Here is a 24555-nt window from a genome sequence, read left to right as displayed (position 1 = left end):
AAAATCTTGAGCGCATTCTAAGCGGATTTCAGAGGTGTAGACTTATTGCGGAGATTATTCCGCTGCGAGTGGGTTTGACGCGGTTGAAATGTCGTGAACCACAAGTTCAACGTCGAGCTTCACGGCATCCTCTAAGTCGAGCAAATCCGGTAGTACCGCCAATATCCGCTGACGCAAATCGTCGAGAGATTCGCTTTCGGTCGCCAGTCCGGTCTTGCCTCGCGAAATCGCGTACCAGACCGACGCCTCGTTGTCCCAACGGACATCAACAACAAGTTTCATCTTCGTGTCTCCGCAGCCAGATAATACATCAAGGCATCAAAAACGAAAGGCGCGGACCAGGCCGCGCCTTTCGATCTTTCACAGCAAGCCCCGGGTTACATCGCGTTGACGTCGAACTGCAGCCGCTTGGCCGAATCGATCGACTTGTGCGCCTTGATCTTTTCCAGCACGGCCTCCGGGAACGGCGCATCGAGATAGAGCAGCGCAATCGCATCGCCGCCCGGCCGGTTGCGGCCGAGCTGGAAGTTGGCGATGTTGACACCGTTCTCGCCGCAGACGGTGCCGAGCAGGCCGATGATGCCCGGCGCGTCGGCATTGGTCGTGTAGAGCATGTGCTGGCCGACCTCGGCATCGAGATTGATGCCCTTGATCTGGATGAAGCGCGGTTTGCCATCCGAGAAGCAGGTGCCGGCGATTGAGCGCGTCATATGCTCGGTCTTCACCGTCAGCTTGATGTAGCCGTCGAACACGCCGGACTTGTCGCGCTTGACCTCGGCAACGATGATGCCTCTCTCCTTCACCATGATCGGCGCCGACACCATGTTGACGTCGGAGACCTGTGGCCGGATCAGCCCGGCGAGGGTAGCACTGATCAGCGCGCGCGTGTTCATCGACGCGGTCGAGCCGTCGAACAAGATCTCGACCTCCTTGATCGGATCCTCGGTGACCTGGCCGACAAAGGCGCCGAGCACTTCGGCGAGCTTGACGAAGGGCTTCAGCCGCGGTGCTTCCTCGGCGGTAATCGACGGCATGTTGATGGCATTGGAAACGGCGCCCTTGATCAGGTAGTCCGCCATCTGCTCGGCCACATGCAGCGCGACATTCTCTTGCGCTTCCGCCGTCGAGGCGCCGAGATGCGGCGTCGCCACGACATTCTCCATGCCGAACAGCTCATTGTTCTCGGCCGGTTCGACCTCGAACACGTCAATGCCGGCGCCCGCCACCTTGCCACTCTTCAGCGCCGAGATGAGGTCGGCCTCGACGATCAGCCCGCCCCGCGCGCAGTTGATGATGCGCACGCCGGTCTTCATCTTGGCGATCGCGGCCGCGTCGATGATGTTGCGCGTCTTGTCGGTCAGCGGCGTGTGCAGCGTGATGAAATCGGCGCGGGCAAAAAGCTCGTCAAGCTCGACCTTCTCGACACCGAGCTCCTCGGCACGGCTGTCCGACAGAAACGGGTCGAAGGCGATGACATGCATCTTCAGCCCGACGCCGCGCGTGGCGACGATCGAGCCGATGTTGCCGCAGCCGATGACGCCCAGCGTCTTGCCGGTGATCTCGACGCCCATGAAGCGGTTCTTTTCCCATTTGCCGGCATGGGTAGAAGCGTTGGCTTCCGGGATTTGGCGGGCAAGCGCGAAGATCATCGCCACCGCATGTTCGGCCGTCGTGATCGAATTGCCGAAGGGCGTGTTCATCACGATGATGCCCTTGCGGCTCGCCGCCGGAATGTCGACATTGTCGACGCCGATGCCGGCGCGGCCGACGACTTTGAGTTTTGTGGCGGCGTTGATCAGCTTTTCCGTGACCTTGGTCGCCGAGCGGATGGCGAGGCCATCATACTGGCCGATCACTTCGAGCAGCTTTTCCTTGTCCTTGCCGAGATCGGGCAGATAGTCGACCTCGATGCCGCGATCCCTGAAGATCTGTACGGCGGTGATGGAAAGTTTATCCGAGACGAGAACGCGGGGCATGGCTTGGTCCTTTGCGATTGGCGTCCCTCCCCCTTGAGGGGAGGGTCGGCGCGAAGCGCCGGGGTGGGTCGGTACGGCCGGACGCGGCCTAATCTGCTGATGTTGGTAACGTGGAGCTGGGCGGAGAGAGGACCCCACCCGGCCCTTCGGGCCACCCTCCCCTCAAGGGGGAGGGATCAGGCCGCCGCTTTGAGCGACGCCTTCTGCGCGGCGAAGGCCCAGTCGAGCCAGGGCAGCAACGCTTCCAGATCTGATGTCTCGACCGTCGCGCCGCACCAGATGCGCAGGCCGGGCGGTGCGTCGCGATAAGCGCCGATGTCGTAGGCGACACCTTCCTTGTCGAGCACCGACACCAGTCCCTTGGCGAAAGCCGCTTGCCCCTCGGCATCGAGCGCGGACACATCCGGATCGGTGAAGGAAAGACACACGGACGTGTTCGACCGCGTCGCCGGCTCGACGACGAGATGACCGAGCCATGAGGACTTGCCGACAAAGCGGTCGAGGACGGCCGCATTGGCATCCGCCCTGGCGATCAGCGCATCGAGGCCGCCTATCGACTTCGCCCAGTTGAGCGCATCGAGATAGTCCTCCACGCACAGCATCGAGGGGGTGTTGATGGTCTCGCCCTTGAAGATGCCTTCGATCAGCTTGCCGCCCGAGGTCAGGCGAAAGATTTTCGGCAGCGGCCATGAAGGCTTGTAGGCCTCCAGCCGCTCGACGGCGCGCGGGCTGAGGATCAGCATGCCGTGCGCGCCCTCGCCGCCCAGCACCTTCTGCCAGGAGAAGGTGACGACATCGAGTTTTTCGAAATCGAGCCTCTGCGCGAAGGCGGCCGAAGTCGCGTCGCAGATGGTCAGGCCCTTGCGGTCCGCGGGAATGAAATCGCCATTCGGCACGCGCACGCCGGACGTGGTGCCATTCCAGGTGAAGACCACATCGCGGTCGAAATCGATCTTTGTGAGGTCGGGCAGTTCGCCGTAGCCGGCTTCGATCTTGCGCATATCGGCGAGCTTCAATTGCTTGACCACGTCGGTGACCCAGCCGGAGCCAAAGCTCTCCCAGGCGACCATGTCGACGCCGCGCTCGCCGAGCAGCGACCACAGCGCCATCTCGACAGCGCCGGTGTCCGACGCCGGCACGATGCCGATGCGGTAGTCCGCCGGGACCTGGAGAATTTCCCGCGTCAGCTCGATCGCCTGTTCGAGCTTGGCCTTGCCGATCTTGGCGCGGTGGGAACGGCCGAGCGCAGCAGCTTTCAGCGCCTCGACCGACCAGCCGGGGCGTTTTGCGCAGGGACCTGAGGAAAAATTGGGGTTTGCCGGACGGGGTCCGGGCTTCGTATGCGTCGTCATCGTGGTCTATCCTTCCAGATAGTGGCCCCTCGTTGGGGAGGGGTGGCCCACGGACGGCGATATGCGTTCAGACTTCGGGCGTCAAGAGGAAAGTTTTTGTCGCGGTCAGGATACCGGCAATCTGTGATCAGGATGTCGTGACCTCAAACGCAAACGGCGGACCCGAAGATCCGCCGTCCTGATCCTTGTGCTCGCGGCGCCTACCAGAGATCGTAGCGCAGCCCGAGCTTGACCTGATGGTTGCTGATCCCCTTGTGGACAGGAAAGGAGGTCAGGCTTTCGGCCGTCACATATTCGGCGTCGGGCGCGGAGAAGTACTGATAGCCCAGATCGACTGAGACATTCTTCGACACCTGATAGGCAAGGCCCGCATTCAGCGTATAGGCTAGGGAGTACCGGGTCTTGCTGTCATTCAGTACGAAATCATCACTGGGATCGCTGTTGTCGGTGAAGTAGCTCGCCGAGAGGCTGCGCTTGCTGCGGACGACACCGACACCGGCGCCGAGATAAGGCGTGATCCCGACATAGGTGCCAAGGTCGACATAGCCATTGAGCATGCCCGAGAAGGCGTAGTTCTTCAGGGACGATGATGCCACGGTCGCCGTGTCCGGCGCTATTACGATCGCCGAATCGTCATAGCCGACGCCGATCTTGTTGCCTGGCAGATAGCCCAGATTGAGGTCGGCGCGCAGATAATCGTTGAAATGATAGCCGAAGCCGATGCTGGCAAAGATGGGGTCTTCCTTGTCGCTGAAGCTTGCCGGCGTAAAGGCGAAATTGTCGTTCTTGAAGCTCTTCTGCGCCAGATACGAGACATCGCCGCGCAGATACCAGCCGGAACCGACCTCGACCGGCACATAGTCGGGCGCCTGGTCGACATAGATCGGCGGATCGTAGTCGGCGGCGTGCACGGGCGTCAGCGGCAAGAGGGCTAAGGCGCCAAGCGCCAGCGCCACACGCGAAATGATTTTCATGGTCCCCGACTCCCGAATTTGGCGCCGCCAGCATAGCAACGGCAGCCATCGTTTCAGGGAGCATTGTTAACCATAGTGGTTAAGTGCCGGTTAAGGCTAACAGAGCGTTAGCGAATTCATTTCCGAGGAGCTTTCATTACATGGGGTCCAAACGAAAACCGCCCGGCTGATGCCGGGCGGTTCGCGAGAATTTCAGGTAATGCTGGTGTTACTTGGTGTAGATCGGCTCGGGTTCGGGCTGGTAGGCCACGACCGGCGCGGCGCAACCGTTGTTGCCGCCGAACTGGTAACGCAGGCCACCGCGCACCTCGTGTGTGTTGATGCCGCGGTCGAAGCCGGGACCGGCGCTGCTCACATCCCATTCGAACATGCGGCCGCCCTGGATATGGCTGAAGCGGTAACCGGCATCGAGGATGATCTTGTCGGTCAGGCAGTAGGACGCGCCGGCCATCAGGGCATAGGCGAAGCGCCAGTTGGACGCTCCCGGGTTGGTCTCGGTGGTGTTCGGGTCGTAGACAGTATCCCACTTGACGCGCGCACCGCCGATGCCGGCGCCGACATAAGGCGTGATGCCATGATAGGTGCCGAGATCGGCATAGGCATTGGCAAGCAGCAGCAAGGCGCTCATCTTCGACACTTCGGTCGATGTTCCGTTGATATCCGAGGTGCCGCCGTTGAAGTTCGACTTGAACCAGTAGTCGGCGGTCAGATCGGTACGGAAGTAATCGTTGACCTTGTAGCCGACGCCGGCACCGAGCGAGAAGCCACCTTTGAGCTTGCCGAAATCGAAACTTCTGGTGCCGGGCGTGACCGTACAATTACAGGGATCGACGGTGTAGGTCATATAGTCGATGCCGCGCACAGTCGACTTGTGATAGTCGATGTCGCCGCGGATATACCAGCCGCCGACTTCGACCGGCTGCTCGTAGACGGCCGGAGGCGGAGCCTCTTCGACCACTGGTTCCGCCAGATCGGCTGCGAACAGCGGTCCTGCCAGGCCTGCGAACAGTAAGGCGAGCAGGACCTTTCTTGCTGTATTGAACATGCTTGTCACCCCTGAGAAGTTCGGAACGGCCATCGTGTCCGAATGCAATTGGCTTTCAGTCATGGATAATGAATTGCAAAGGTTAAAAGGCGTTTAACCCTGTTGCTTAACCACGAATCTCGAAACTTCGAGGAATCGGGGCTCGGTTTTCGGGAGACCCCGAAGCGACCTCCGGGCCAACGAAAAAGTCCGCCGGAAGGGCGGGCTTTGAGTTGGTGGAGTGCTGCGGCGCAACGCCCTTGCGGGCGCTAGGCGACGCCCTTGCGGGCGCGCCAGGATTAGGCGGCGCTGCGCGTTTCCGAGATGACCTCAACGATACCGTTGACGACGGACTCGACCAATTGCGGGTCGTCGCCCTCGGCCATGACGCGGATCAGCGGCTCCGTGCCGGACGGTCGGATAACCAGCCGCCCGGCCTTGCCGAGGCGGTTACGGGCGTCCTCGATGGCTGCCTTGACGGGTGCTTCCTCGAGCGGCTTGCCGCCGGAAATATGGACGTTCTTCAGGAGTTGCGGCACGGGTTCGAACTTCTTCGACAGTTCGCTGACCGGCCGCCCCTGCCGCTTGATGCAGGCCAGAACCTGCAGAGCCGAAACGAGGCCGTCGCCGGTGGTCGAAAAGTCAGACAGCACGATATGGCCGGATTGTTCGCCGCCGACATTGAGCCCATGCGCGCGCATATGCTCGACGACATACCGGTCGCCGACCTTGGTGCGATGCAGTTGCAGCTTCATGTCGCCGAGGAAGCGCTCGAGGCCGAGATTGGACATGACCGTCGAAACGACGCCGCCGCCGGCAAGCCGCCCGCTCTGGTGCCAGGATTCGGCGATCAGCGCCATGATCTGGTCGCCATCGACGATCGCCCCGTTTTCATCGACAATGACGACGCGGTCGGCATCGCCGTCAAGCGCGATGCCGATGTCGGCGCGCACTTCGTGCACCTTCTTCTGCAGACCGGCGGGATGGGTCGAGCCGCATTCCTTGTTGATGTTGAAGCCGTTGGGCTCGACATTGATGGCGACGACTTCGGCGCCCAGTTCCCACAGCGCCTCGGGCGCCACCTTGTAGGCCGCGCCATTGGCGCAATCGACGACGATCCTCAAGCCGGAGAGCGACATCGAGCGCGGCAAGGTGCGCTTGGCGAATTCGATGTAGCGGTCATGCACGCCGTCGACGCGCTTGGCGCGGCCAAGCCCGTCGGAATCGGCGAGCGCCAGTTCGATATCCTTGTCGAGCATGCTCTCGATGCGCTCCTCGATCTCGTCGGAGAGCTTGTAGCCGTCGGGTCCGAACAGCTTGATGCCGTTGTCGTAGTAAGGATTGTGCGAAGCCGAGATCATGACGCCGATATCGGCGCGCAGCGAACGCACCAGCATGGCGACCGCCGGAGTCGGGATCGGGCCGAGCAGGAACACGTCCATGCCCGCGGCACAAAGACCGGCGACCATGGCATTCTCGATCATATAGCCGGAAAGCCTGGTGTCCTTGCCGAGCACGACACGATGACGGTGACTGCCGCGTTGGAAGGAGAGGCCGGCGGCCATGCCGACCCGCATCGCGATTTCCGCGGTCATCGGAAACTTGTTGGCGCGCCCGCGAATGCCGTCCGTGCCGAAATAATTCCCTGCCATGCTAGCCCGTTTCCTCAACGTTTCTTCCCCGGCACGTCATGCCACAATTGGCCAGGGCGCTATGATCACATTGTGTGATTATATGTTACCAATCCTTAGAAAATCATTGTTGTGCACTGCACACAACATGACTGCAACCCAACAGCCTGAGACTGCCATGCTGCAATATACCAGTCATGCGAGCCTTTCAGCGCAGATGCACCTGGAAAATCTTGCTCTGAGGCCGGCAACTGGCAACGATTTCATCACCTTATCGGGGGAAGCCGACTTTCGGCGATATATACGCCACTTAGCATCTGGCGCAACCGACCGTTGAGCGTTAATGATTCGCAGGGACGTATCATGGGCTGCTGCAACGGAGAAACGCTATGCTCATCCACCGACTTGCCACTTTGACCGGCCTCGCCGTCGCGACCTTGTTCCTGGCTGCGCCAGCCAACGCGCTGACGATGGCCGAGTGCAGCACGAAGTACAACGCCGCCAAGGATGCGGGGACACTCGCCGGGGCGACCTGGAACCAGTTCCGCAAGGCCCAGTGCGGCACCGACGCCGCGGCGACGACCGACACCAAGCCTGCCGACACTAAGAAAGCAGCCGACACCAAGAAGGCTACCGATACGAAGCCGGCCAAGGCAGCCGCTGCGGCCGACGACAGCACGGCCAAGGGCCTGACGGCGAAGGAATGCAGCACCAAGTACCAGGCGGCGAAGGCTGCCGGTACGCTGAACGGCATGAAGTGGAACGACTTCCGCAAGTCCGAATGCGCCGCCGGTGCATCCTCAGCTGCCGCCGCCAAGCCGGCAACCACCAAGGCTGCCGCGGCTCCCGCCGACAGTGGCGGCAAAGGTCTGAGCATGGCCGAATGCAGCACCAAGTACCAAGCTGCCAAGACGGCCAACACGCTGAAAGGCATGAAGTGGAACGACTTCCGCAAGACCGAATGCGGTGCCGGCGCGTCGGATGACGACACCGTGCCGGCCGCCGATGAGGCGAGCTACACCAAGGAGCCGGCGAAGCCGACGACGGTTGCGCCCAAGGGCGTCACGTTCCCGTCTGCGATCTCGCCGAAATATTCCAGCGAGACCCCCGGCAAGGGCCGCATGCATACCTGCCTCGACCAGTACTATGCCCTCAAGGACGCCAACGCGCTTGGTGGCCTCAAGTGGATCCAGAAGGGCGGCGGCTTCTATAGCTTGTGCAACACCAAGCTGAAGAGCTGAGCGACAACGACATCTGAACAAGAAAAAGCCCGCGAGCCGCAAGGTTCGCGGGCCTTTTTGTGGACGACGTTCAGGACTGGCTGTTTGCAGGGAAGCGCCGTCGGCAAAGCTGCCAATCTCCCCACATGGGTGGCGATTGGCCGGCACGCCGGCTTCGCCAATCGTCAATGTCGAGCATGCAAGGTCGCGGACAGCTCCTCTCCAGCGCCCAAACGAAAAACGCCGCGGACAATGCCGCGGCGTTTCGAAAAATCAGTCACTGGCCGAGCCTAGCTTGATGGCTGCGGTTCCATGCCGCCTTCGGGCTCGGGGCCTTTCTTGCGACGGCCGGACTTCGGCACGGCCGAGCCACGGCTTGGCGGCGTGTCGTCGCCGAGATCCCGTGAAGGCTTCTGCCCAGCGATCAATTGCTTGATCTCCTCGCCGGACAGCGTCTCATACTCGAGCAGCCCTTGCGCCAGCGCGATCCATTCCTTCTTCTTCTTGGTCAGGATGGACTTCGCCGTCGAATAGGCCTCGTCGATCAGGCGGCGCACTTCGGCGTCGATGATCTGCGCGGTTTCTTCCGAGACGTTCTGCGTGCGCGCCACCGAATGGCCGAGGAACACTTCCTCCTGGTTGTCGCCATAGGCGACGTGGCCGAGCTTGTCGGAAAAGCCCCAGCGCGTGACCATGGCGCGCGCCAGCTTGGTCGCCTGCTCGATGTCGGAGGAGGCGCCCGAGGTGATGTTTTCCTTACCGAACTTGAACTCCTCGGCGACACGGCCGCCCATCATGATCGCAAGGCGCGAGATCATGTATTTGTAGCTCATCGAGTAGCGGTCGCCCTCCGGCAACTGCATGACCATGCCGAGAGCCCGGCCACGCGGGATGATGGTAGCCTTGTGCAGCGGGTCGGCCGACGGCACGTTGAGCGCCAGGATGGCGTGGCCGGCCTCGTGATAGGCGGTCAGCTCCTTCTCGGCCTGTGTCATGGCCGACGAGCGGCGCTCGGCGCCCATCATGATCTTGTCCTTGGCGTCCTCGAACTCGGCCATGGTGACGAGACGCTTGTTGCGCCGGGCCGCCATCAGCGCAGACTCGTTGACCAGGTTCATCAGATCCGCACCGGAGAAGCCCGGCGTGCCGCGAGCGACGACCTTGAGGTCGACATTGGGCGCCAGCGGCACGTTGCGCACATGCACCTTGAGGATCTTCTCGCGGCCGACGATGTCGGGGTTCGGCACCACCACTTGGCGGTCGAAACGGCCCGGCCTGAGCAGCGCCGGATCGAGCACGTCGGGCCGGTTGGTGGCGGCGATTAGGATGATGCTTTCGTTGGATTCAAAACCATCCATCTCGACCAGCAACTGGTTCAGCGTCTGCTCGCGTTCGTCATTGCCGCCGCCGAGACCGGCGCCGCGATGACGGCCGACGGCGTCGATTTCGTCGATGAAGATGATGCAGGGCGCGTTCTTCTTGGCCTGGTCGAACATATCGCGGACGCGGCTTGCGCCGACACCGACGAACATCTCGACGAAGTCCGAACCGGAAATGGTGAAGAACGGCACATTGGCTTCGCCGGCGACCGAACGGGCGAGCAGCGTCTTGCCGGTTCCCGGAGGACCGACAAGCAGCACGCCGCGCGGAATCTTGCCGCCGAGCCGCTGGAACTTCTGCGGATCGCGCAGGAACTCGACGATCTCTTCCAGATCTTCCTTGGCTTCGTCGACGCCGGCGACATCCTGGAAGGTGACCCGGCCATGCGCCTCGGTGAGCAGCTTGGCCTTCGACTTGCCGAAGCCCATGGCGCGCCCGGACCCGGACTGCATCTGGCGCATGAAGAATATCCAGACGCCGAGGATAAGGATCATCGGCAGCCATGAGATCAGATAGCCGAACAGCGAATTGGAACCATCGGTCTCAGGCCGCGCGTTGATGGTGACGTTCTTGTCCTGCAGCCGCGTAACCAGCGACGGATCGCCTGGCGAATAGGTCTGGAAGCCGCTGGCATTGTCGGTGTAGGTGCCGGTGATGCGGGCGCCCGCAATGGTCACCGTCTTGACCCGGCCCGCCGCGACGTCCTGCAGGAACTGCGAATAAGGCACATCGCTGGAAGCCCCTCGCGTCTGCGGCGTCTGGAACAGATTGAACAGGGCGATAAGCAGGACCGCTATGATCGCCCAGAGCGCGAGGTTGCGATAGTTCGGATTCATCAATTGTCCCGTTGGCGTCCGCGGGGCGGACACACGTCATGAGAGGAAACTTGGGCCTAACATAGGGAGGGCGCCTCCCCTTGCCAAGCATAACAGCATGTCTGGGTTAAGCTTTCGCCCTATCATCAACCGGCACTGTGGCCGCTGAAAGGCAAGGGCGGGACCGGGGCCGCACCAATCAGCCCGGCGACGGCCCGCGCCGGTGCCAGATCGAAGGACGGCAGGAAGCGGGCAAAGGGCGCAACGACCGGCCGCACGTCAACCATCGCGGACACCCGTCCATGTCTAGGCAAACCAAGGCATTCACCGGCCTGCCACAACGCCGGCTCGGCGGCGAGCGCGGCGCGCATCAGGCTCGGCGGGGCTTTTCCTTCGCTCATCGCCAGCCGCTTCGCCGCTGCCGTGCCGAACGGGGCAATCAACAATGCTCCGCTGCTGTCGTTCAATGTGATGTGCCGGCGACCGTCCCAGAGGGTGCTGCCGGTGGCGGCGGCGGGCAGGCCGCGCGCCTCACGGCGCAGGAAAATGCCGGCGCGCCGGGAATCGACAACCGTCCGCGACAATGTGGCGCAAAGAAATCCGGCCTTCAGCCGGCCAAACAGCGCCTCGCCGCGGGCCTGATCCGGCAGGAAGGCAATCCCGCCGGTCGTGGCCAGCAGGATACGCAGTGCGTAGACGGCCGCCCGCTCGTCACTGGCGCTCAGAAAACCCGGATCAAGACGAATGAGGCCGGCGGCCGGCTGAGTCACGAAGCGATGGATCAAATCGGCAGCGCTGGCGCCAAGCTGCATGCGCTCGACGGCGGCCTGGCTGGCGAGCATTAACGTGTCCTCCATATGCTCGAAACTCTCGCCAGCAAGTGCGGCGCGCACACGCGGCCGCTCGAAGGCCTCGTCGATATTGGTCGGATCGTCGGCCCAGCCGACATGTTCACCCCGCAAGAAATCGCGAAGTGCCGAGCGTCGCGTCCCCAGAAGCGGGCGAACGATCCACTCGCGCCAGCCATACAGAGTGGCCGGCGCCATGCCGGCGAGCCCGCGGCCTGTCATGCCGGCATCGCTTGGGCCCTCATTCCGCGCATGCCGCATCAGCACCGTCTCCGCCTGGTCGTCGGCGGTATGGCCAGTCAGGATCAGACGGATGCTTTCCGCTTGTGCAGCCTCAGCCAGCAGCCGGTAGCGCGCTTCGCGCGCCGCGGCGGGCAGACCAGTCAAGGGCTTGGGGCCCGACCATGTCAGGATGCGGTGTGGAATTCCATACGTGGCGCACAGCTTGGCCACCGCTTGCGCTTCCGCTGCCGAACCGGGCCGCAAACCGTGGTCGATCGTCACCGCCAGCAGCTTGGTTGCCGGCGCCGTGCGGTCGAGATGGTGTTTGAGAAGAAGGAGCAGGGCGGTCGAGTCGCTGCCGCCGGACACGGCCACAACAGCGCCGCTGGCAAAATCGATATGCGAAAAAATTCCGGTCGAAAAATCAGGCTCGATGTCGAGCATCAATGCGTGTCGCCCAAAAGTGGCCCCGGGACAACGACATGCATCGGAAGGGTCAGCACGCAGCCAGGGCCTTCTCCTGCTTGACGCGTTCCTTGAGTGCACTGGAAATATCAGGGTAGCGCTTGCCGACCTCGCTGAAGGTGGCGCAGGCAACGTCATGCTGCTTGAGCCCGACCAGGGACACGCCGAGCTTCAGCAGCATGTCGGGAGCCTTCTTGGCCTTGGGGTAGTCCTTGCTGGCGGCAAGGAAGGTCTCGGCGGCGTCGCGGTATTTCTGCTGGCCGAGCAGTGACTCGCCCAGCCAGTAATGTGCGTCCGCCGCCTTCGCATCCTTGGGGAAGCGGGAGATGTGGTCGCGAAAACCCTGTTCGGCGGTTCCGTAATCGCCCGAGAGGATGAACTGGTAGGAGTTGCGGTAGAGCTCCTCCGGGTCGTTGGTGGCGGGCAACGCGGCGATCACCGTATCGGATTTGCCGGTCTTGGGCGGCGCGCCGGTGGCAGGCGCGGTTTCCTGCGCCGGCGCGGTCGACTGGGTGTTGCCGCCGGCATCGACGACATTGCCGTTCTTGTCGACGGTGATGGTTCCGAAAGTCTTTTCGGGCGCTCCCGTACCGGGAATTACCTTGCCGGGGTCGCCATCGGGGGATTCGACGATGACGTCCTGGACCGTCTTGCCGCCTGCTGATTGGTCGTTGCCGGGCGAGGCGCCGGCATCGGCCGGCGCCTGCGTTGCCGGGGCCGCCGCTACGTCGTTATCGGTGCCGGTGGTTGCGTCCGATTTCTTCTGTGCCGGCGGCTGTCCGCCTTGCGTGCCGCCGCCTTCAAGCTGCTGGAAGCGGAATTCGTTGTCTTCCTGCTGCTTGCGGATCTGCTCCTGCATCTGCAGGACCTGGAAATTGAGTTCCTCGATCTTGCCGTTCATCTGCCGCAGCTGCTCTTCCAGGCTGGTGACGGCAGCAGGATCGGACTGCACCATCTGGACCTGATCCGGTTTTTTCTTTTGACCGAAAATGCCGGGCAATTCGATGCTGGGCAGATGGAAGGAAAAGCCGCTTTCGCTGGATTGCCCTGAGCCATTTGCCCCTGGGCCGCTAGCCAGGGCGGTGACGCCTGATAGGAGCAGCAGCGCAAGCGTGCCGCTCAGAACCGATCTCAAATGCATGTGCCTCTCGCAGTGATTTCGTTAGCTTGTTCGCGCCTTCCAATCAGAATGGGACCAGCCAAGCGCCCTCGGCTCATAGCAGGAGCCGAGACTTCGGCCAAATTTTGTTTCGGGTGGCTGGATATGAAAAAGGCGGCCAAAAGGCCGCCTTTCGCACAGTATGTTGCATTTTTACCGCTAGACCGCCGCGCGTTCTTTTGACGCGCCGGTCGGCTGATGCCTCAGGAACCGGCGCCGCTGAGCGTGGTGACCGCACGGCGGTTCTGCGACCAGCAGGAGATGTCGTCGCACACCGCGACCGGACGCTCCTTGCCATAGGAAATGGTCTTGAGACGGCTGGCCGAGACACCCTTGGCGACGAGGAAGTCGCGGGTGGCTGCAGCGCGGCGGGCGCCGAGCGCCAGATTGTACTCGCGCGTGCCGCGTTCGTCGGCATGGCCTTCGACGACGATGGCATACTGCTTGTACTGGTTCAGCCACTGCGCCTGACGAGCCAGCGTCGTCTGAGCGTCGGCGCGGATCGAGGTCGAGTCCGTATCGAAGAAGATACGGTCGCCGATGTTGACGGTGAAATCCTGCGCCGAGCCGGGTGTTGCAGCACCGGCGCCGTTGAGGCCAAGATCGGCCGCGTTGTTCGGCGTCTTCTTCGAGGCGCAACCGGCGATGGCGAGCATCGCCACCAGCGCGATCATGACCGGGTTTCTGGTAAGTGCTGCAATACGGCCCATGCCGCCTCTCCTTCGTATTTCGAGTGATTGTATTCGAGTGATTTCGTTGATCACCCAGTAACCACGTTTGGGTTAACCGGCATTCAAGAAACACGGTTAAAATTTGGTTTAGGCTGCCCGTCCGCAGCCGTTTGGCCTGAAGCCACAGTTGGCGCGGACCCTAGGCGGAAATGCGGCAAAAACGCGACGAGGTGATGGAAAAAGGGGAATTGAAGAGCTGAGGAATTGAAGAAATGTCGAACCCGACGGGACAGTTCACTTCAGCTTTTCTCTCAGATTGATCAGCATGCCGTGGACATGCGCATATGCTTGCAGCCACTCGTCGCATTGCGCTCGGCTGATGTATTCCAGATCGAACGCGTAGGATATTCACGTCTCCGCTTCGCTGCATGACCCCATCGCCATCGAAATGAACCGTGCGAATTCCGGTCTGGAATGTGTCTGCTTGGCAAATCCCTCAGCCAGATTGGCGCAGATTCCCTTGCTGGAACGACGCAACTGATCGGCCAATGCGTATTGCTCAATCTTCGGGAAAGCGAGCGTAGCTTTATGGACGTCAAGAGAAATCGCATAGGCGCGCTTATAAACTTCTAGATCCTTCGCACGCTTGATATAATTCGCCGGTTTCTCCATCTCTTCAATTCTTCAATTCTTCAATTCGTCATTTCTCCAATTCGCCTCTTACTCGAGCAGCGGCGACCAAGCTGGGTCCGAAGCGAAATTCGTCGTCGGGATCGATTGCTCGTTGCGTCCGGTAAGATCGACCGAAACCAGCTTGGGCCCACCGGCGGAATCGCGGAAGAACATCAGCACGCGGCCGTTCGGCGCCCAGGTCGGTCCCTCCTGCTGGAAGCCGGAGGACAGGATGCGCTCGCCGGAGCCGTCAGTCTTCATGACGCCGATCTGGAATTCGCCGCCGGTCTGCTTGGTGAAGGCTATGAGATCGCCGCGCGGCGACCACACCGGCGTCGAATAGACACCGTCGCCGAACGAGATGCGGTTCTGGCCCGAGCCATCGGCGCCCATCACGTAGATCTGCGCGCGGCCGCCGCGATCGGAAGTGAACACCACCTGGCTGCCGTCGGGCGAATAGGAGGGCGAGGTGTCGATGGCGGTCGAATTGGTCAGCCGCGTCGTCGAACGGCTGCGCAGATCCATGGCGAAGATGTTGGAATTGCCGTCGTCGCGCAGCAGGCTCATGATCACCTTCTGGCCATCGGGCGAGAAGCGCGGCGCAAAGGTCATGCCGGGGAAATTGCCGACCAGTTCGCGCTGGCCGGTCTCGATCTGCAAGAGATAGACCCGCGGCTGACCGCTTTCATAGGACATGTAGGTGATTTCCTGCCGGTTCGGCGAGAAACGCGGCGTCAGCACGATCGATTTGCCATCCGAGAGATAGCGGATGTTGGCGCCGTCCTGGTCCATGATGGCGAGGCGTTTCTTACGCGCGTTCTTGGCGCCGGACTCGTCGATGAAGACGACGCGGGTGTCGAAATAGCCTTTTTCGCCGGTCAGCCGCTCATAGATGGCGTCGGCGATGATGTGGGCGACACGCCGCTGATTGGCGTCGTTGGCAAAGAACTGCTCGCCGGACATCTGCTGGCCGGCAAAGGTGTCCCACAACCGGTATTGGGCGCGAATACGGCCGTCGGCTTCCTTGCTGACGCTGCCGGTGACCAGCGCCTGCGCGTTGATGACCTTCCAGTCGTCGAAGCGCGGGGCTGCATCCGGGTTGGTGATCTTCTCGATAAAAGCGCTCTTGTCGATTGGCGCAAACAGCCCCGAACGCTTCAGGTCGGCGGTGACGATCTGCGATATCTGCGCGCCAAGCGCGTCGCCGCCCTGGAAATCGGTGATGGCGATTGGCAGCGGCTCGACATTGCCCTTGTTGACGTTGAGCTCGACGAGCGCCAGCGCCGGCAACGTGCCCGCAGCGGTCATGCCCATCGCCATTGCTGCGACCATCAGGAGCGGCTTGAGGATTGATTTCATGTCTTCTCGCTTCTCGTACTGATTTTCGGATACTCGGGCCTTAGAGGCCGAGCATTTCCCTAGGATCGAAGGTGACGCGGACGTCGGCCCAGATGTCCTGCTTGCCCGCGGGAACCTGCAGGCCGGTGACATCGCATTTTTGCACCGCGCGAACGGCACTTTCGTCGAACTGACGGCTTCCACTCGACTTTTCGACCGCCGGGCGCCCATCCAGCTTGCCGGAGGCATCCAGATTGAACCGCACCACGACGACAAAATTCTCAGAACCTTCAAGGCCTGCGGGAAGGGTCCAGCAGCCGCCGAGCTGGCTTTCCAGGGCGCCCATTTCCGACCTGGAAAGTTTCTGGCCCTGGTCCTTGTCGCCGCCAAGCGACGCCTGCTGGGTCGAGCGCTTGGCGCCGCCGCCGGATGGTTTCTGCTTGTCGAGGAGAGCGGAAATCTCGTCGGCGTTGAATTGCTTGTCGTCGGACTTCGGCTTCGACGAGGCTTCCTTGACCGGCTTGTCGGCATCCTTGCGGTCCGGCGCCTTGGCGCTTTCGGCCTGTGCCGGCTGCGGCTTTGGCCGTGCTTCCGGCGCGGGCGCGGAATCCGGCAGCTGCGTCGCTTCGGCGGGCGGCTCCTGCGCTATGGCTTCAGCGACGGCATCCGGCTTGACCTCGGGCGTCGGATCGATCGCAGCGGTCTTGTCCTGCGGCGGCGGGGTCGGGGCCGGTTTGGCCGGTGTCGGCTTGGGATCGACTTGCTTGACCGGCTCGGGCTTGACCTCTTCCTTGGGCGTCGGTGCCGGCGCCACTTCCGTTGCCGGCGTGGGCTTCGGCTTCTCCTGCGGCTTCGGCACGTCCTCGGGCTTCGGCTTCTCGATCGGGGTCGGCGCGGGCGGCGGAGCCGAGGTCATGTCGACGGGCTTCGGCTTGGCCTCCGGCGTTATCGGCTTGTCGGTATCGACGCTGTTCTCGCCAACCTTCTGCGCATCGGGAACGACGTCCGGGCGCTGCGTCGGCACAGGTGCCGGCTTTTCATGCATCACGGCCTTCTTGTCGCCCTGCAACGTCTGCGCAATGGCTTCCATCGGCACGATATCGACCGCGACCGACTCGACGTCGGAGGACGGAAGCGCGGCCGGCGCCGTCAGCGTGAACAGGCCGAAGGTCAGCGCCGCCGCATGCAAGATCACCGATGTGGTGAGGCCGGTCTTCATTTTCTTGTCTACTGATCCTGTTCCTGCAACGAAACGAGGCCGATATTCTTGTAGCCGGCAGCCGAAATGCGGGCCATCACCTTCATCGCCGTGCCATAGTCGGTGGACTTGTCGCCACGGATGAAGATGCGTTCTTCATAGCCGGTCTTCGAGATTGCCTGCAGCTTGGCCACCAGCTCCTCGATCGGAATTTCGGTTTCCTGGAGAAAGATCTGGCCGGCGGCGTCGATCGAGACGGTGATCGGCTGCGTGTCGGCATTCATCGCCTTGGCCTGCGTGTCCGGCAGGTCGATCGGCACGCCGACCGTCAGCATCGGTGCGGCGACCATGAAGATGATCAGCAGCACCAGCATCACGTCGACCATCGGCGTGACATTTATCTCGGACATCAGTGCATGGTGGCGGCCGCGCCGCCTGTGGCCGCGCCCGCCGCGTCCTCCCATGCCCATGGACATACCCATCTGCTACTCCTCAGGCCTTGGGGGCCACTTTTTCATCGATTTGGCGCGAGAGTATGGCGGAGAACTCGTCGGAGAACCCTTCCATGCGCACGGCTATCTTGCTCGCGTCGGACGACAGCTTGTTGTAGGCAATGACGGCGGGAATGGCGGCGAGCAGGCCGATGGCCGTCGCCAGCAGCGCTTCGGCAATGCCGGGCGCAACCACCGCGAGACTGGTGTTCTTGGAGCCGGCGATCGCCTGGAACGAGGTCATGATGCCGATGACGGTGCCGAACAGGCCGATGAAGGGTGCGGCCGAACCGGTGGTGGCGAGGAAGCCGAGGCGGCCCTCAAGCTTTTCCATTTCGCGCGTCAGCGCCAGGTCCATCGCCTTGTCGATGCGGGTCTGCAGGCCGAGCGGCGACTTGGCGCCCTTCTCGAAGCTCTTCTTCCACTCGCGCATCGCAGCCACGAAAATGGCGCCCATGCCGGTGGTCTTGCGGTCGGCGAGCGTGCGGTAGAGTTCCTCCAGCGACTGCCCCGACCAGAACACCTGCTCGAAACGGTTGAGCGACAGCCGCATGCGGGCATAAGAAACCAGCTTGTCGACGATGATCGCCCAGGTCCAGACCGAAGCGCAGAGCAAGCCGATCATGACCAGCTTGACCACCCAGCTGGCCGAAATGAACAACGCCCAAACCGACAATTGCGCGCCCGGATCGGCGAGTGCGATATTTTCCATCGTTACGTCCTTAAGATTTTCCGGGCGAGCTGGCGGCTGGCCCCTGGCATCCCTTGTGGTCGGTTCGCACGAAGCTACCGGAACAACCCCAAACTGTGCCGTTCTCGGCCTTTTCGGGGCAAATATTGGTGAAAGGAAGGCGCTTGATAACGCCAATCTTCACCAATCTCTTCATGAACCGTTATGGTTAAGGATGGGTTAGTATGTAAGGCGCGGCGCATTGCCACGCCCAGTGGCAAGGCACAAGCAGTCCCAGTTGATCACAATGGGGCTATTCGGCCGCGGGTAAGGCCTTGGGCATGAACGCTGCGACCCATTCCCTGGGAAAACGCCTTGGCCGGCCATTCTCGCCGATGATCGCCGCCTCGACCTTTGCCTCGACCAGCACCTCGTCGCCGCGCTTGAGCTGCTGTGCCATGAAGATGCGCGCACCGGAAATGTCCTCGGTGCGGGTGTCGACCGTCAGGATGTCGTCGATGCGGGCCGGGCCGCGAAAGTCGATCTCCATGCGCCGCACCACCCAGACTATTCTTTCGCCATGCTTGCCGTCGGCAAGTTCGGTGTGGTGCACGCCGGTCAACCTGAGATAGTCGGAGCGGCCGCGTTCGAAGAATTCGAGATAGCGTGCATGGTAGACGACACCGGAGAAATCGGTGTCGGCGTAATAGACCCGCGCCATCAGCCGGTGGCCGAATGCCGTCAGCGCACCGGAAATACCGGCCAGCAGCGTCGCCGATTCACCATGATCGCCCATTGCGCTTCCTTTTTCAGCCCCGACGAGGCACCTGTTTCCTGCGTGGCATAGCATCGGATGGCACTGTTGACGGCGATGATCAAGACCTTGATGGCAGCGCTGCTTGTGCTCGCGGAGTTGGCGTGGCCCAGCCAGGCGGCAACCTTCTCGATGAAGCGCGGCCTCAATCTCGACCAGTGGACGACGTGGCCGGGCGAAGACCAATGGGGCGACGCCAAGGCGATCCTGCCCTATCCTGAATGGCGCAAATTTCTTGGGGAAGACGACCTCAAGGCACTGAAGGACGCGGGCTTCGATTTCCTGCGCATGCCTGTCGACCCGTCGCCTTTCCTGTCCGGCCAGACCTTGGCGTTGCGCGACAGCCTCTATGCCAGCGTGCTGGACTCGGTGCGCATGATCAACCGCGCCGGGCTGAAGGTGGTCGTCGACATGCACCTGATCCCGGCCGGCGGCAGCCGCAAGATCGGCATGGCCGAGGTGATGGCCGACCGGCAAACCTTCGACGCCTATATCGAGACGGTGCGCAGGATGGCCCGCACGCTGGCGAGCGTAGATGCCGCCCAGGTCGCTTTCGAGCCGATGAACGAACCGATCGTCGATTGCGACAGCGCCGGCACCAACCTGTGGCCGGACCGCCAGCGCAAACTGTTCGCCGCGGCGCGATCCTCGGCGACAAAACTGACCCTGGTGCTGACCGGCGCGTGCTATTCCGCCGCCTCGTCGCTTGAGAAGATCGACCCAAAGACGATCCCGGACGACAATGTCATCTGGACCTTCCACTCCTACGATCCGTTCCTGCTGACCCATCAGGGCGCGACCTGGGCCGGCGACTTCATCCCTTATGTGACCGGCCTTCCCTATCCGCTGACCGCGGTGCCGCGGGCGCAGCTCGACGTGACGCTCGACACCATCCGCGCCAGGATCAAGGCCGAGGCGCCGTGGACGCGGCAGAGCGGCCTGCTTGCCTATCTCGATGAACAGGTCGCCAGCATGGACAGCCCCGACAAGCTGCTCGGCTTGATGGATGCGCCGTTCAAAAAAGTCGAGGCGTGGGCGAAGGCCAACGCCATCAAGCCGGAAAACATCACGCTGGGCGAATTCGGCATGGTCCGCCAGGAATATGGCAACGCCTATGTGATGCCGGCCGAGTACCGGGCCGCCTATGTCAGGGACATGATCGCGCGCGCCGAAGCGCATGGCTTCTCATGGTCGGTGTGGAGCTATGGCGGCGCCTTCGGCATCGTCGACGCCTTCGACGGCGACAAGGCCGAGCCGAACGTCATGGACGCGATCCGCGGGCTGCATTGACCGTTCAGCCAAGGTCGATCGACAGGATTTCAGGGCGCATTCCAAAACGCACCGGCAATATGCTGAAGCCGAGCCCGCCCGAAACGATCAAATTGCGGTCGTTCTCGACCACATGGCCGTAGGCATAGCGATTGCCGAAACGCGACGGCACGACGGGCGAATAGCCGAACAGCCGAATTTGTCCGCCATGGGTGTGGCCGGACAGGGTCAGCGAGACTCGCCGCGGCACCTTCGGAAAAATATCGGGCTCGTGCGCAAGCAGGATGATGGGCGAAGTGTCGCTGACCTTGGCCAGTGTGCCGTCGAGATCGTCCAGCCCCGTGAAGCCGGCGCGATCACAGGTCGGCAGCAGTGCGAGTTAGTCGGCGAGCCCGGCAATCCAGACACCATGCCCGTCCTTTTCCAGGCGCACGACATCGTTCTCCAGAACTGGAATGCCGACTTTCTCCAAGGCCTTGCGCGCTATGGTCGGGCCGGCCCCGGCACGCTGCGCAAAGCCATCGCTCCACCAGTCGTGGTTGCCAAGGATCGACAGCACGCCGAGCGGTGCCTTGAGACCCGACAGTGCCGATGCCGATTGCGTTGGCGTCACCGGACCGGTCACCAGCGGCATGCCGGCAATATAGTCGCCAAGCAGCACGATCAGGTCCGGCTGCAATGCATTGGCGTCTTCGACAAGCGAAGCGATCCGCTCCGGCGTCATCCAGGGCCGGCAGGCATGGATATCGGCAAGCGCAACGACGCGCAGCTTCAAGCCCGCCGGCCAATGCGGCGGCGTCAGCGCATAACGCTTCACATGCGTCAGCAGCATCGGCTCGATGCCGGCCGCATAGGCGCTGAGCGCGGCGACCGACAGGAACGAGCCGCCGACGAGGCGCAAGAACCCGCGTCTGGTGATCATTGCATGGCTCCGGCAAACGATCGGAGCGAGATTGCTCCGGAGATGGCACCGTCACCAAAGCCGACGAATGCGCCGGCAAACCGGCGAAGCAGAGGATTTTTTGCGCAGGCTGTTCACGGATCCTTTTATCCGCCTGGAACCTGCGCCTGATCGCCGGGGCCGCTACTCTTCCTGGAACAGGTTGATCTGCTGCTGCGCCAGATCCTTCGGCGCGTCGAGGCCGAGATGGCGCCAGGCATTGGCCGTCAGCATCCGGCCGCGCGGCGTGCGCTGGATGAAACCTTGCTGGATGAGATAGGGCTCGATGATGTCCTCGATGGCGTCGCGCGGTTCGGACAGGCCGGCGGCGATCGTCTCGATGCCAACTGGCCCGCCGCCGAAATTACGCGCGATCATCGACAGGTAGCGGCGGTCGAGCGCGTCGAGGCCGAGCGCATCGACCTCCAGCCGGGTCAACGCCTCGTCGGCGATCTTGCGGTTGACATGGCCGTCGCCGGCGACCGAAGCGAAATCGCGCACGCGGCGTAAGAGCCTTCCGGCGATGCGTGGCGTGCCGCGCGCGCGCCGCGCGATCTCCAGCGCACCGTCGTCACCGAGCGGCATCTGCAGGATGCGCGAGCCGCGCCGCACGATCTGCTCCAGCTCCTCGACCGTGTAGAAATTGAGCCGCACCGGAATGCCGAAACGGTCGCGCAGCGGATTGGTCAGCAGGCCGAGCCGCGTGGTGGCGGCGACCAGGGTGAAGCGGGCGAGGTCGATCTTGACCGAGCGCGCCGCCGGCCCCTCGCCGATAATCAGGTCGAGCTGGAAATCCTCCATCGCCGGATAGAGGATTTCCTCCACCGCCGGGCTCAGCCGGTGGATCTCATCGATGAACAAGACGTCGCCTTCTTCGAGATTGGTCAGCAGCGCCGCGAGGTCGCCGGCCTTGGCGATGACCGGGCCGGAGGTCGAGCGGAAATTGACGCCGAGTTCGCGCGCCATGATCTGCGCCAGCGTCGTCTTGCCGAGGCCCGGCGGCCCGACGAACAGCACGTGGTCGAGCGCCTCGTTGCGGCCTTTGGCGGCCTCGATGAACACTTTGAGATTGGCCCGCACCGCCGCCTGGCCGACGAAATCGTCAAGCGTCTGCGGCCGCAAGGTCTGCTCGGCATCCTCGCCGTGTTTTTCGGGCGCAATCAGGCGGGGCGACAGGCTCATGCCGCTTTCCTTGCACAGGGTTGAGTGCTGAACAAGCGACGACTCATCGCGCCAGTTCTTTCAGCCCAAAACGGATCAGCTTCGGCGCGTCCGCATCCTCACCCGCCGCCTTCAGCGCCGCCGACACCGCATTGGCCGCGGTATCGCGCGAATAGCCGAGATTGACCAGCGCCGAGACCGCGTCGGTAATCGGCGCGGATGCCACGCCGTCGCCGAGCTCCTGCTTCAGGCCGATGGTCCCCGAAGCGGTCCCGGCATAGGCCGGCGCCTTGTTCTTCAACTCGGTGACGATGCGCTCGGCCACCTTCTTGCCGACGCCGGGCGCGCGCGAAACCACAGCGATGTCGCGCAGCGCAATGGCATTAGCGAGGTCGGCCGGCGCCAGCGTCGACAGGATGGCCAACGCCACCTTGGCGCCGACGCCCGGCACATTGTTCATCAAGAGCCGGAACCATTCGCGCTCGAGCTGCGACTTGAACCCGTAAAGCCGCAGCATGTCCTCGCGCACATAGGTCTCGATGAACAGCACCACAGCTTCGCCGGGCGAAGGCAGCGCGGCCAGCGTGCGCGCCGAGCAATAGGCGACATAGCCGACGCCATGGATGTCGACCAGGCAATGATCTTCGTCGACCTCGTCCAGCGTGCCCTTGAGCTTGCCGATCATGCCTGATCTTTCATGGACGATAGGCCCTCATGGATGCGTTTCAGGAGAGATCAAGAACATCGCTAACCGGCCAGCGCCATCCTATAGGCCACGCTCTGCCGGTGATGCGCGTGGCAGATGGCAATCGCCAGCGCATCTGCGGCATGTTCGGTATCGAAAATGGCTTTCGGCAACAGCACCTTCACCATCATATGGATTTGCTTCTTGTCGCCATGACCGACGCCGATCACTGCCTTCTTGACGGCGTTGGGCGCATATTCGGCGACGACCAGACCCGCACGCGCCGGCACCAGCATGGCGATGCCGCGCGCCTGGCCAAGCTTCAGCGTCGCCACGGCGTCCTTGTTGACGAAGGTCTGTTCGACGGCCGCCTCGTGCGGCATGGCGGTGTGCAGGATCTCGGCCAGCCCGTCATGCAATTGGCACAGCCGCGTCGCCAGTGCCGCCTTGTCGTCGGACTTCACGGTGCCCGAAGCAATGAAGCGCAGCGAATTGCCAAGGCTCTCGACGATGCCCCAACCGGTGCGCCTGAGCCCCGGATCAATACCGATGATGCGAATCGCTTCCGCCATTTGCCAACTTTACCTCTGGCACGCAGCGATGCCAGCGAAATGTGAACAAACCGGAAACGAAGAGGTAGCCGAGGTTACCCGCGGGCGAAAGCCGTGTTGAGCAGGCTGATCTGGTCGGAAACCGGATTGGAGCGGCGAGCCATCGGTTGCATGTCGACCACGGCGCCGGAGCCATAGATCTCCTCGTCCATGCGGCGGACCAGTGCCTGCAGGCGCAGCGATCGGGTGACGAGGTCGAGGAAATCCTCGGGCAGTTCGGCCCAGCCGGCGGCTTCATCATGGGCAGAAGCGGTATCGAGGCGCACCTTGGACTTTTCCGACGCGACCTGGTCGCGGGTCATCTCGCCGGAGTTGGCGGCGCGCTGCAAAAGCAGCCAGGAGGCAACCTGCATGAGCCTGGTGGTCAGCCGCATCGATTCGGCCGCATAGAGCGTGGCCGCCAGCCTCGACAGTTTCTTCGCCTCAGCCCGGCCCTTGCCGTCAAGATATTCGGCCGCGTGTTCGACCAGGCCCATGCCTTCCTGGTAAAGCGGCTTGAAGGATTGCGAGAAAACCCGGCGTTCCGCCAGCTTGACGGTTTTCGCACTGCCCTTCGAGAGCTCGTTCATTGATACGCCCCTGCACTTGCAACCGGCTGATTCGGCTCCCTGCCGTTACACCCGGAACCCTATCTGACTGAAGCTTGAAAATGCGCTTCGTCACCGGTGAAGGCAAGCACATGTTTAACAGAAGGTTAACGTCTGTCCGCTGGCCGATGCCCGAAAATGCGGACAAAAAAAGAGCCGCGGATAAGGCGGCTCTCAGGAGTTTAACAGGGAGGCGTCAAACAAAGTGGCTCCAACCACTCGGTAAGAATCCAGATCACTGGATGAACATAGTAAACACCTGTAAAGCTTAATGAAGCCTTAACGGCGCGATGCTTTTTTGACCGAACTCCCCTGTCCTGTGCCGTAACAGCACAGAACGAACCTAACTTGGCCACCAAAGCGGAGTTCAGCTCAGGCCGTC

Annotated in this window: 22 protein-coding genes and 1 pseudogene; 2 read left to right on the top strand and 21 right to left on the bottom strand. The window is 62.4% G+C overall.

The annotated features are described in order from the left end of the window. Window positions 1–54 precede the first annotated feature (54 nt). From NKI38_RS00575 to glmM, 6 genes are all read right to left on the bottom strand, one after another. On the bottom strand, window positions 55–282 hold the full coding sequence (locus NKI38_RS00575; RefSeq protein WP_352653927.1) for a DUF1902 domain-containing protein: 228 nt from the start codon (window positions 280–282) through the stop codon (window positions 55–57). Between the two features lie 95 nt (window positions 283–377). Continuing rightward, window positions 378–1976 (bottom strand): phosphoglycerate dehydrogenase, encoded by a 1599-nt coding sequence (gene serA, locus NKI38_RS00570; protein WP_352653925.1) that lies wholly within the window; start codon window positions 1974–1976, stop codon window positions 378–380. Between the two features lie 176 nt (window positions 1977–2152). Next, window positions 2153–3328 (bottom strand): phosphoserine transaminase, encoded by a 1176-nt coding sequence (locus NKI38_RS00565; protein ID WP_352653922.1) that lies wholly within the window; start codon window positions 3326–3328, stop codon window positions 2153–2155. Window positions 3329–3528: 200 nt separating this feature from the next. Further along, window positions 3529–4302: an outer membrane protein gene (locus NKI38_RS00560; protein WP_352653920.1), complete on the bottom strand. Its 774-nt coding sequence runs from the start codon at window positions 4300–4302 to the stop codon at window positions 3529–3531. 208 nt (window positions 4303–4510) lie between these two features. Further along, window positions 4511–5347, bottom strand: a complete 837-nt coding sequence (locus tag NKI38_RS00555) for an outer membrane protein (RefSeq protein ID WP_352636224.1) — start codon at window positions 5345–5347, stop codon at window positions 4511–4513. Window positions 5348–5625: 278 nt separating this feature from the next. After that, window positions 5626–6978 carry a phosphoglucosamine mutase gene (gene glmM / locus NKI38_RS00550; RefSeq protein ID WP_352636223.1) on the bottom strand — a complete coding sequence of 451 codons (1353 nt, stop codon included), beginning with the start codon at window positions 6976–6978 and terminating at the stop codon, window positions 5626–5628. Between the two features lie 368 nt (window positions 6979–7346). On the opposite strand from glmM, the gene NKI38_RS00545 reads away from it, so the two are divergent. Beyond that, window positions 7347–8198 (top strand): hypothetical protein, encoded by an 852-nt coding sequence (locus tag NKI38_RS00545; protein WP_352653918.1) that lies wholly within the window; start codon window positions 7347–7349, stop codon window positions 8196–8198. A 269-nt stretch (window positions 8199–8467) separates the two neighbouring features. On the opposite strand, the gene ftsH is transcribed toward NKI38_RS00545, so the two are convergent. The 10 genes from ftsH to ybgC all read right to left on the bottom strand — a co-directional run bounded on the left by ftsH (window position 8468) and on the right by ybgC (window position 18902). Next, window positions 8468–10393 (bottom strand): ATP-dependent zinc metalloprotease FtsH, encoded by a 1926-nt coding sequence (ftsH, locus tag NKI38_RS00540; RefSeq protein ID WP_352632061.1) that lies wholly within the window; start codon window positions 10391–10393, stop codon window positions 8468–8470. 125 nt (window positions 10394–10518) lie between these two features. Further along, window positions 10519–11886, bottom strand: coding sequence for a tRNA lysidine(34) synthetase TilS (gene tilS, locus NKI38_RS00535; protein WP_352654215.1), 1368 nt, complete (start codon window positions 11884–11886; stop codon window positions 10519–10521). A gap of 52 nt (window positions 11887–11938) precedes the next feature. Beyond that, window positions 11939–13048: a tol-pal system protein YbgF gene (gene ybgF, locus NKI38_RS00530; RefSeq protein ID WP_352653917.1), complete on the bottom strand. Its 1110-nt coding sequence runs from the start codon at window positions 13046–13048 to the stop codon at window positions 11939–11941. A 221-nt stretch (window positions 13049–13269) separates the two neighbouring features. Next, a complete protein-coding gene (gene pal, locus NKI38_RS00525) occupies window positions 13270–13776 on the bottom strand; it encodes a peptidoglycan-associated lipoprotein Pal (protein ID WP_109664780.1) in 507 nt (168 codons plus the stop codon). A gap of 369 nt (window positions 13777–14145) precedes the next feature. Next, window positions 14146–14409 carry a four helix bundle protein gene (locus NKI38_RS00520; protein WP_352653915.1) on the bottom strand — a complete coding sequence of 88 codons (264 nt, stop codon included), beginning with the start codon at window positions 14407–14409 and terminating at the stop codon, window positions 14146–14148. A gap of 48 nt (window positions 14410–14457) precedes the next feature. Further along, window positions 14458–15741, bottom strand: a complete 1284-nt coding sequence (tolB, locus tag NKI38_RS00515) for a Tol-Pal system beta propeller repeat protein TolB (protein WP_502898032.1) — start codon at window positions 15739–15741, stop codon at window positions 14458–14460. Between the two features lie 67 nt (window positions 15742–15808). Beyond that, window positions 15809–16966, bottom strand: coding sequence for a cell envelope integrity protein TolA (gene tolA / locus NKI38_RS00510; protein WP_352632052.1), 1158 nt, complete (start codon window positions 16964–16966; stop codon window positions 15809–15811). Between the two features lie 8 nt (window positions 16967–16974). Then, the gene (gene tolR, locus NKI38_RS00505) at window positions 16975–17427 is read right to left on the bottom strand and encodes a protein TolR (protein ID WP_352632050.1); all 453 of its coding nucleotides are present in this window, start codon (window positions 17425–17427) and stop codon (window positions 16975–16977) included. 10 nt (window positions 17428–17437) lie between these two features. After that, window positions 17438–18148, bottom strand: a complete 711-nt coding sequence (gene tolQ / locus NKI38_RS00500) for a protein TolQ (protein ID WP_352632048.1) — start codon at window positions 18146–18148, stop codon at window positions 17438–17440. Window positions 18149–18419: 271 nt separating this feature from the next. Continuing rightward, window positions 18420–18902: a tol-pal system-associated acyl-CoA thioesterase gene (gene ybgC / locus NKI38_RS00495; protein WP_352653914.1), complete on the bottom strand. Its 483-nt coding sequence runs from the start codon at window positions 18900–18902 to the stop codon at window positions 18420–18422. Window positions 18903–18959: 57 nt separating this feature from the next. Between ybgC and NKI38_RS00490 the strand changes: the two genes are divergently transcribed. Then, entirely contained in the window at window positions 18960–20210 is a 1251-nt protein-coding gene (locus NKI38_RS00490) for a glycoside hydrolase family 5 protein (RefSeq protein ID WP_352653912.1), read from the top strand. Between the two features lie 4 nt (window positions 20211–20214). Here the strand turns inward: NKI38_RS00490 and NKI38_RS00485 are convergent. The 5 genes and pseudogenes from NKI38_RS00485 to rcdA all read right to left on the bottom strand — a co-directional run bounded on the left by NKI38_RS00485 (window position 20215) and on the right by rcdA (window position 24155). After that, window positions 20215–21111: pseudogene (locus NKI38_RS00485) on the bottom strand (metallophosphoesterase). A 162-nt stretch (window positions 21112–21273) separates the two neighbouring features. After that, a complete protein-coding gene (ruvB, locus tag NKI38_RS00480; RefSeq protein ID WP_352653910.1) occupies window positions 21274–22311 on the bottom strand; it encodes a Holliday junction branch migration DNA helicase RuvB in 1038 nt (345 codons plus the stop codon). A gap of 43 nt (window positions 22312–22354) precedes the next feature. Then, window positions 22355–22975 (bottom strand): Holliday junction branch migration protein RuvA, encoded by a 621-nt coding sequence (ruvA, locus tag NKI38_RS00475; RefSeq protein ID WP_352653908.1) that lies wholly within the window; start codon window positions 22973–22975, stop codon window positions 22355–22357. A 62-nt stretch (window positions 22976–23037) separates the two neighbouring features. Further along, the gene (ruvC, locus tag NKI38_RS00470) at window positions 23038–23547 is read right to left on the bottom strand and encodes a crossover junction endodeoxyribonuclease RuvC (RefSeq protein WP_352632033.1); all 510 of its coding nucleotides are present in this window, start codon (window positions 23545–23547) and stop codon (window positions 23038–23040) included. A 74-nt stretch (window positions 23548–23621) separates the two neighbouring features. Continuing rightward, window positions 23622–24155 carry a protease adaptor protein RcdA gene (rcdA, locus tag NKI38_RS00465; RefSeq protein WP_352653906.1) on the bottom strand — a complete coding sequence of 178 codons (534 nt, stop codon included), beginning with the start codon at window positions 24153–24155 and terminating at the stop codon, window positions 23622–23624. Window positions 24156–24555 lie beyond the last annotated feature (400 nt).

Origin of the sequence: Mesorhizobium sp. M0621 (genome assembly GCF_040320745.1) — a bacterium.
Classification (GTDB): Bacteria; Pseudomonadota; Alphaproteobacteria; order Rhizobiales; family Rhizobiaceae; genus Mesorhizobium.
This window is presented reverse-complemented; position numbering and strand designations above follow the sequence as displayed.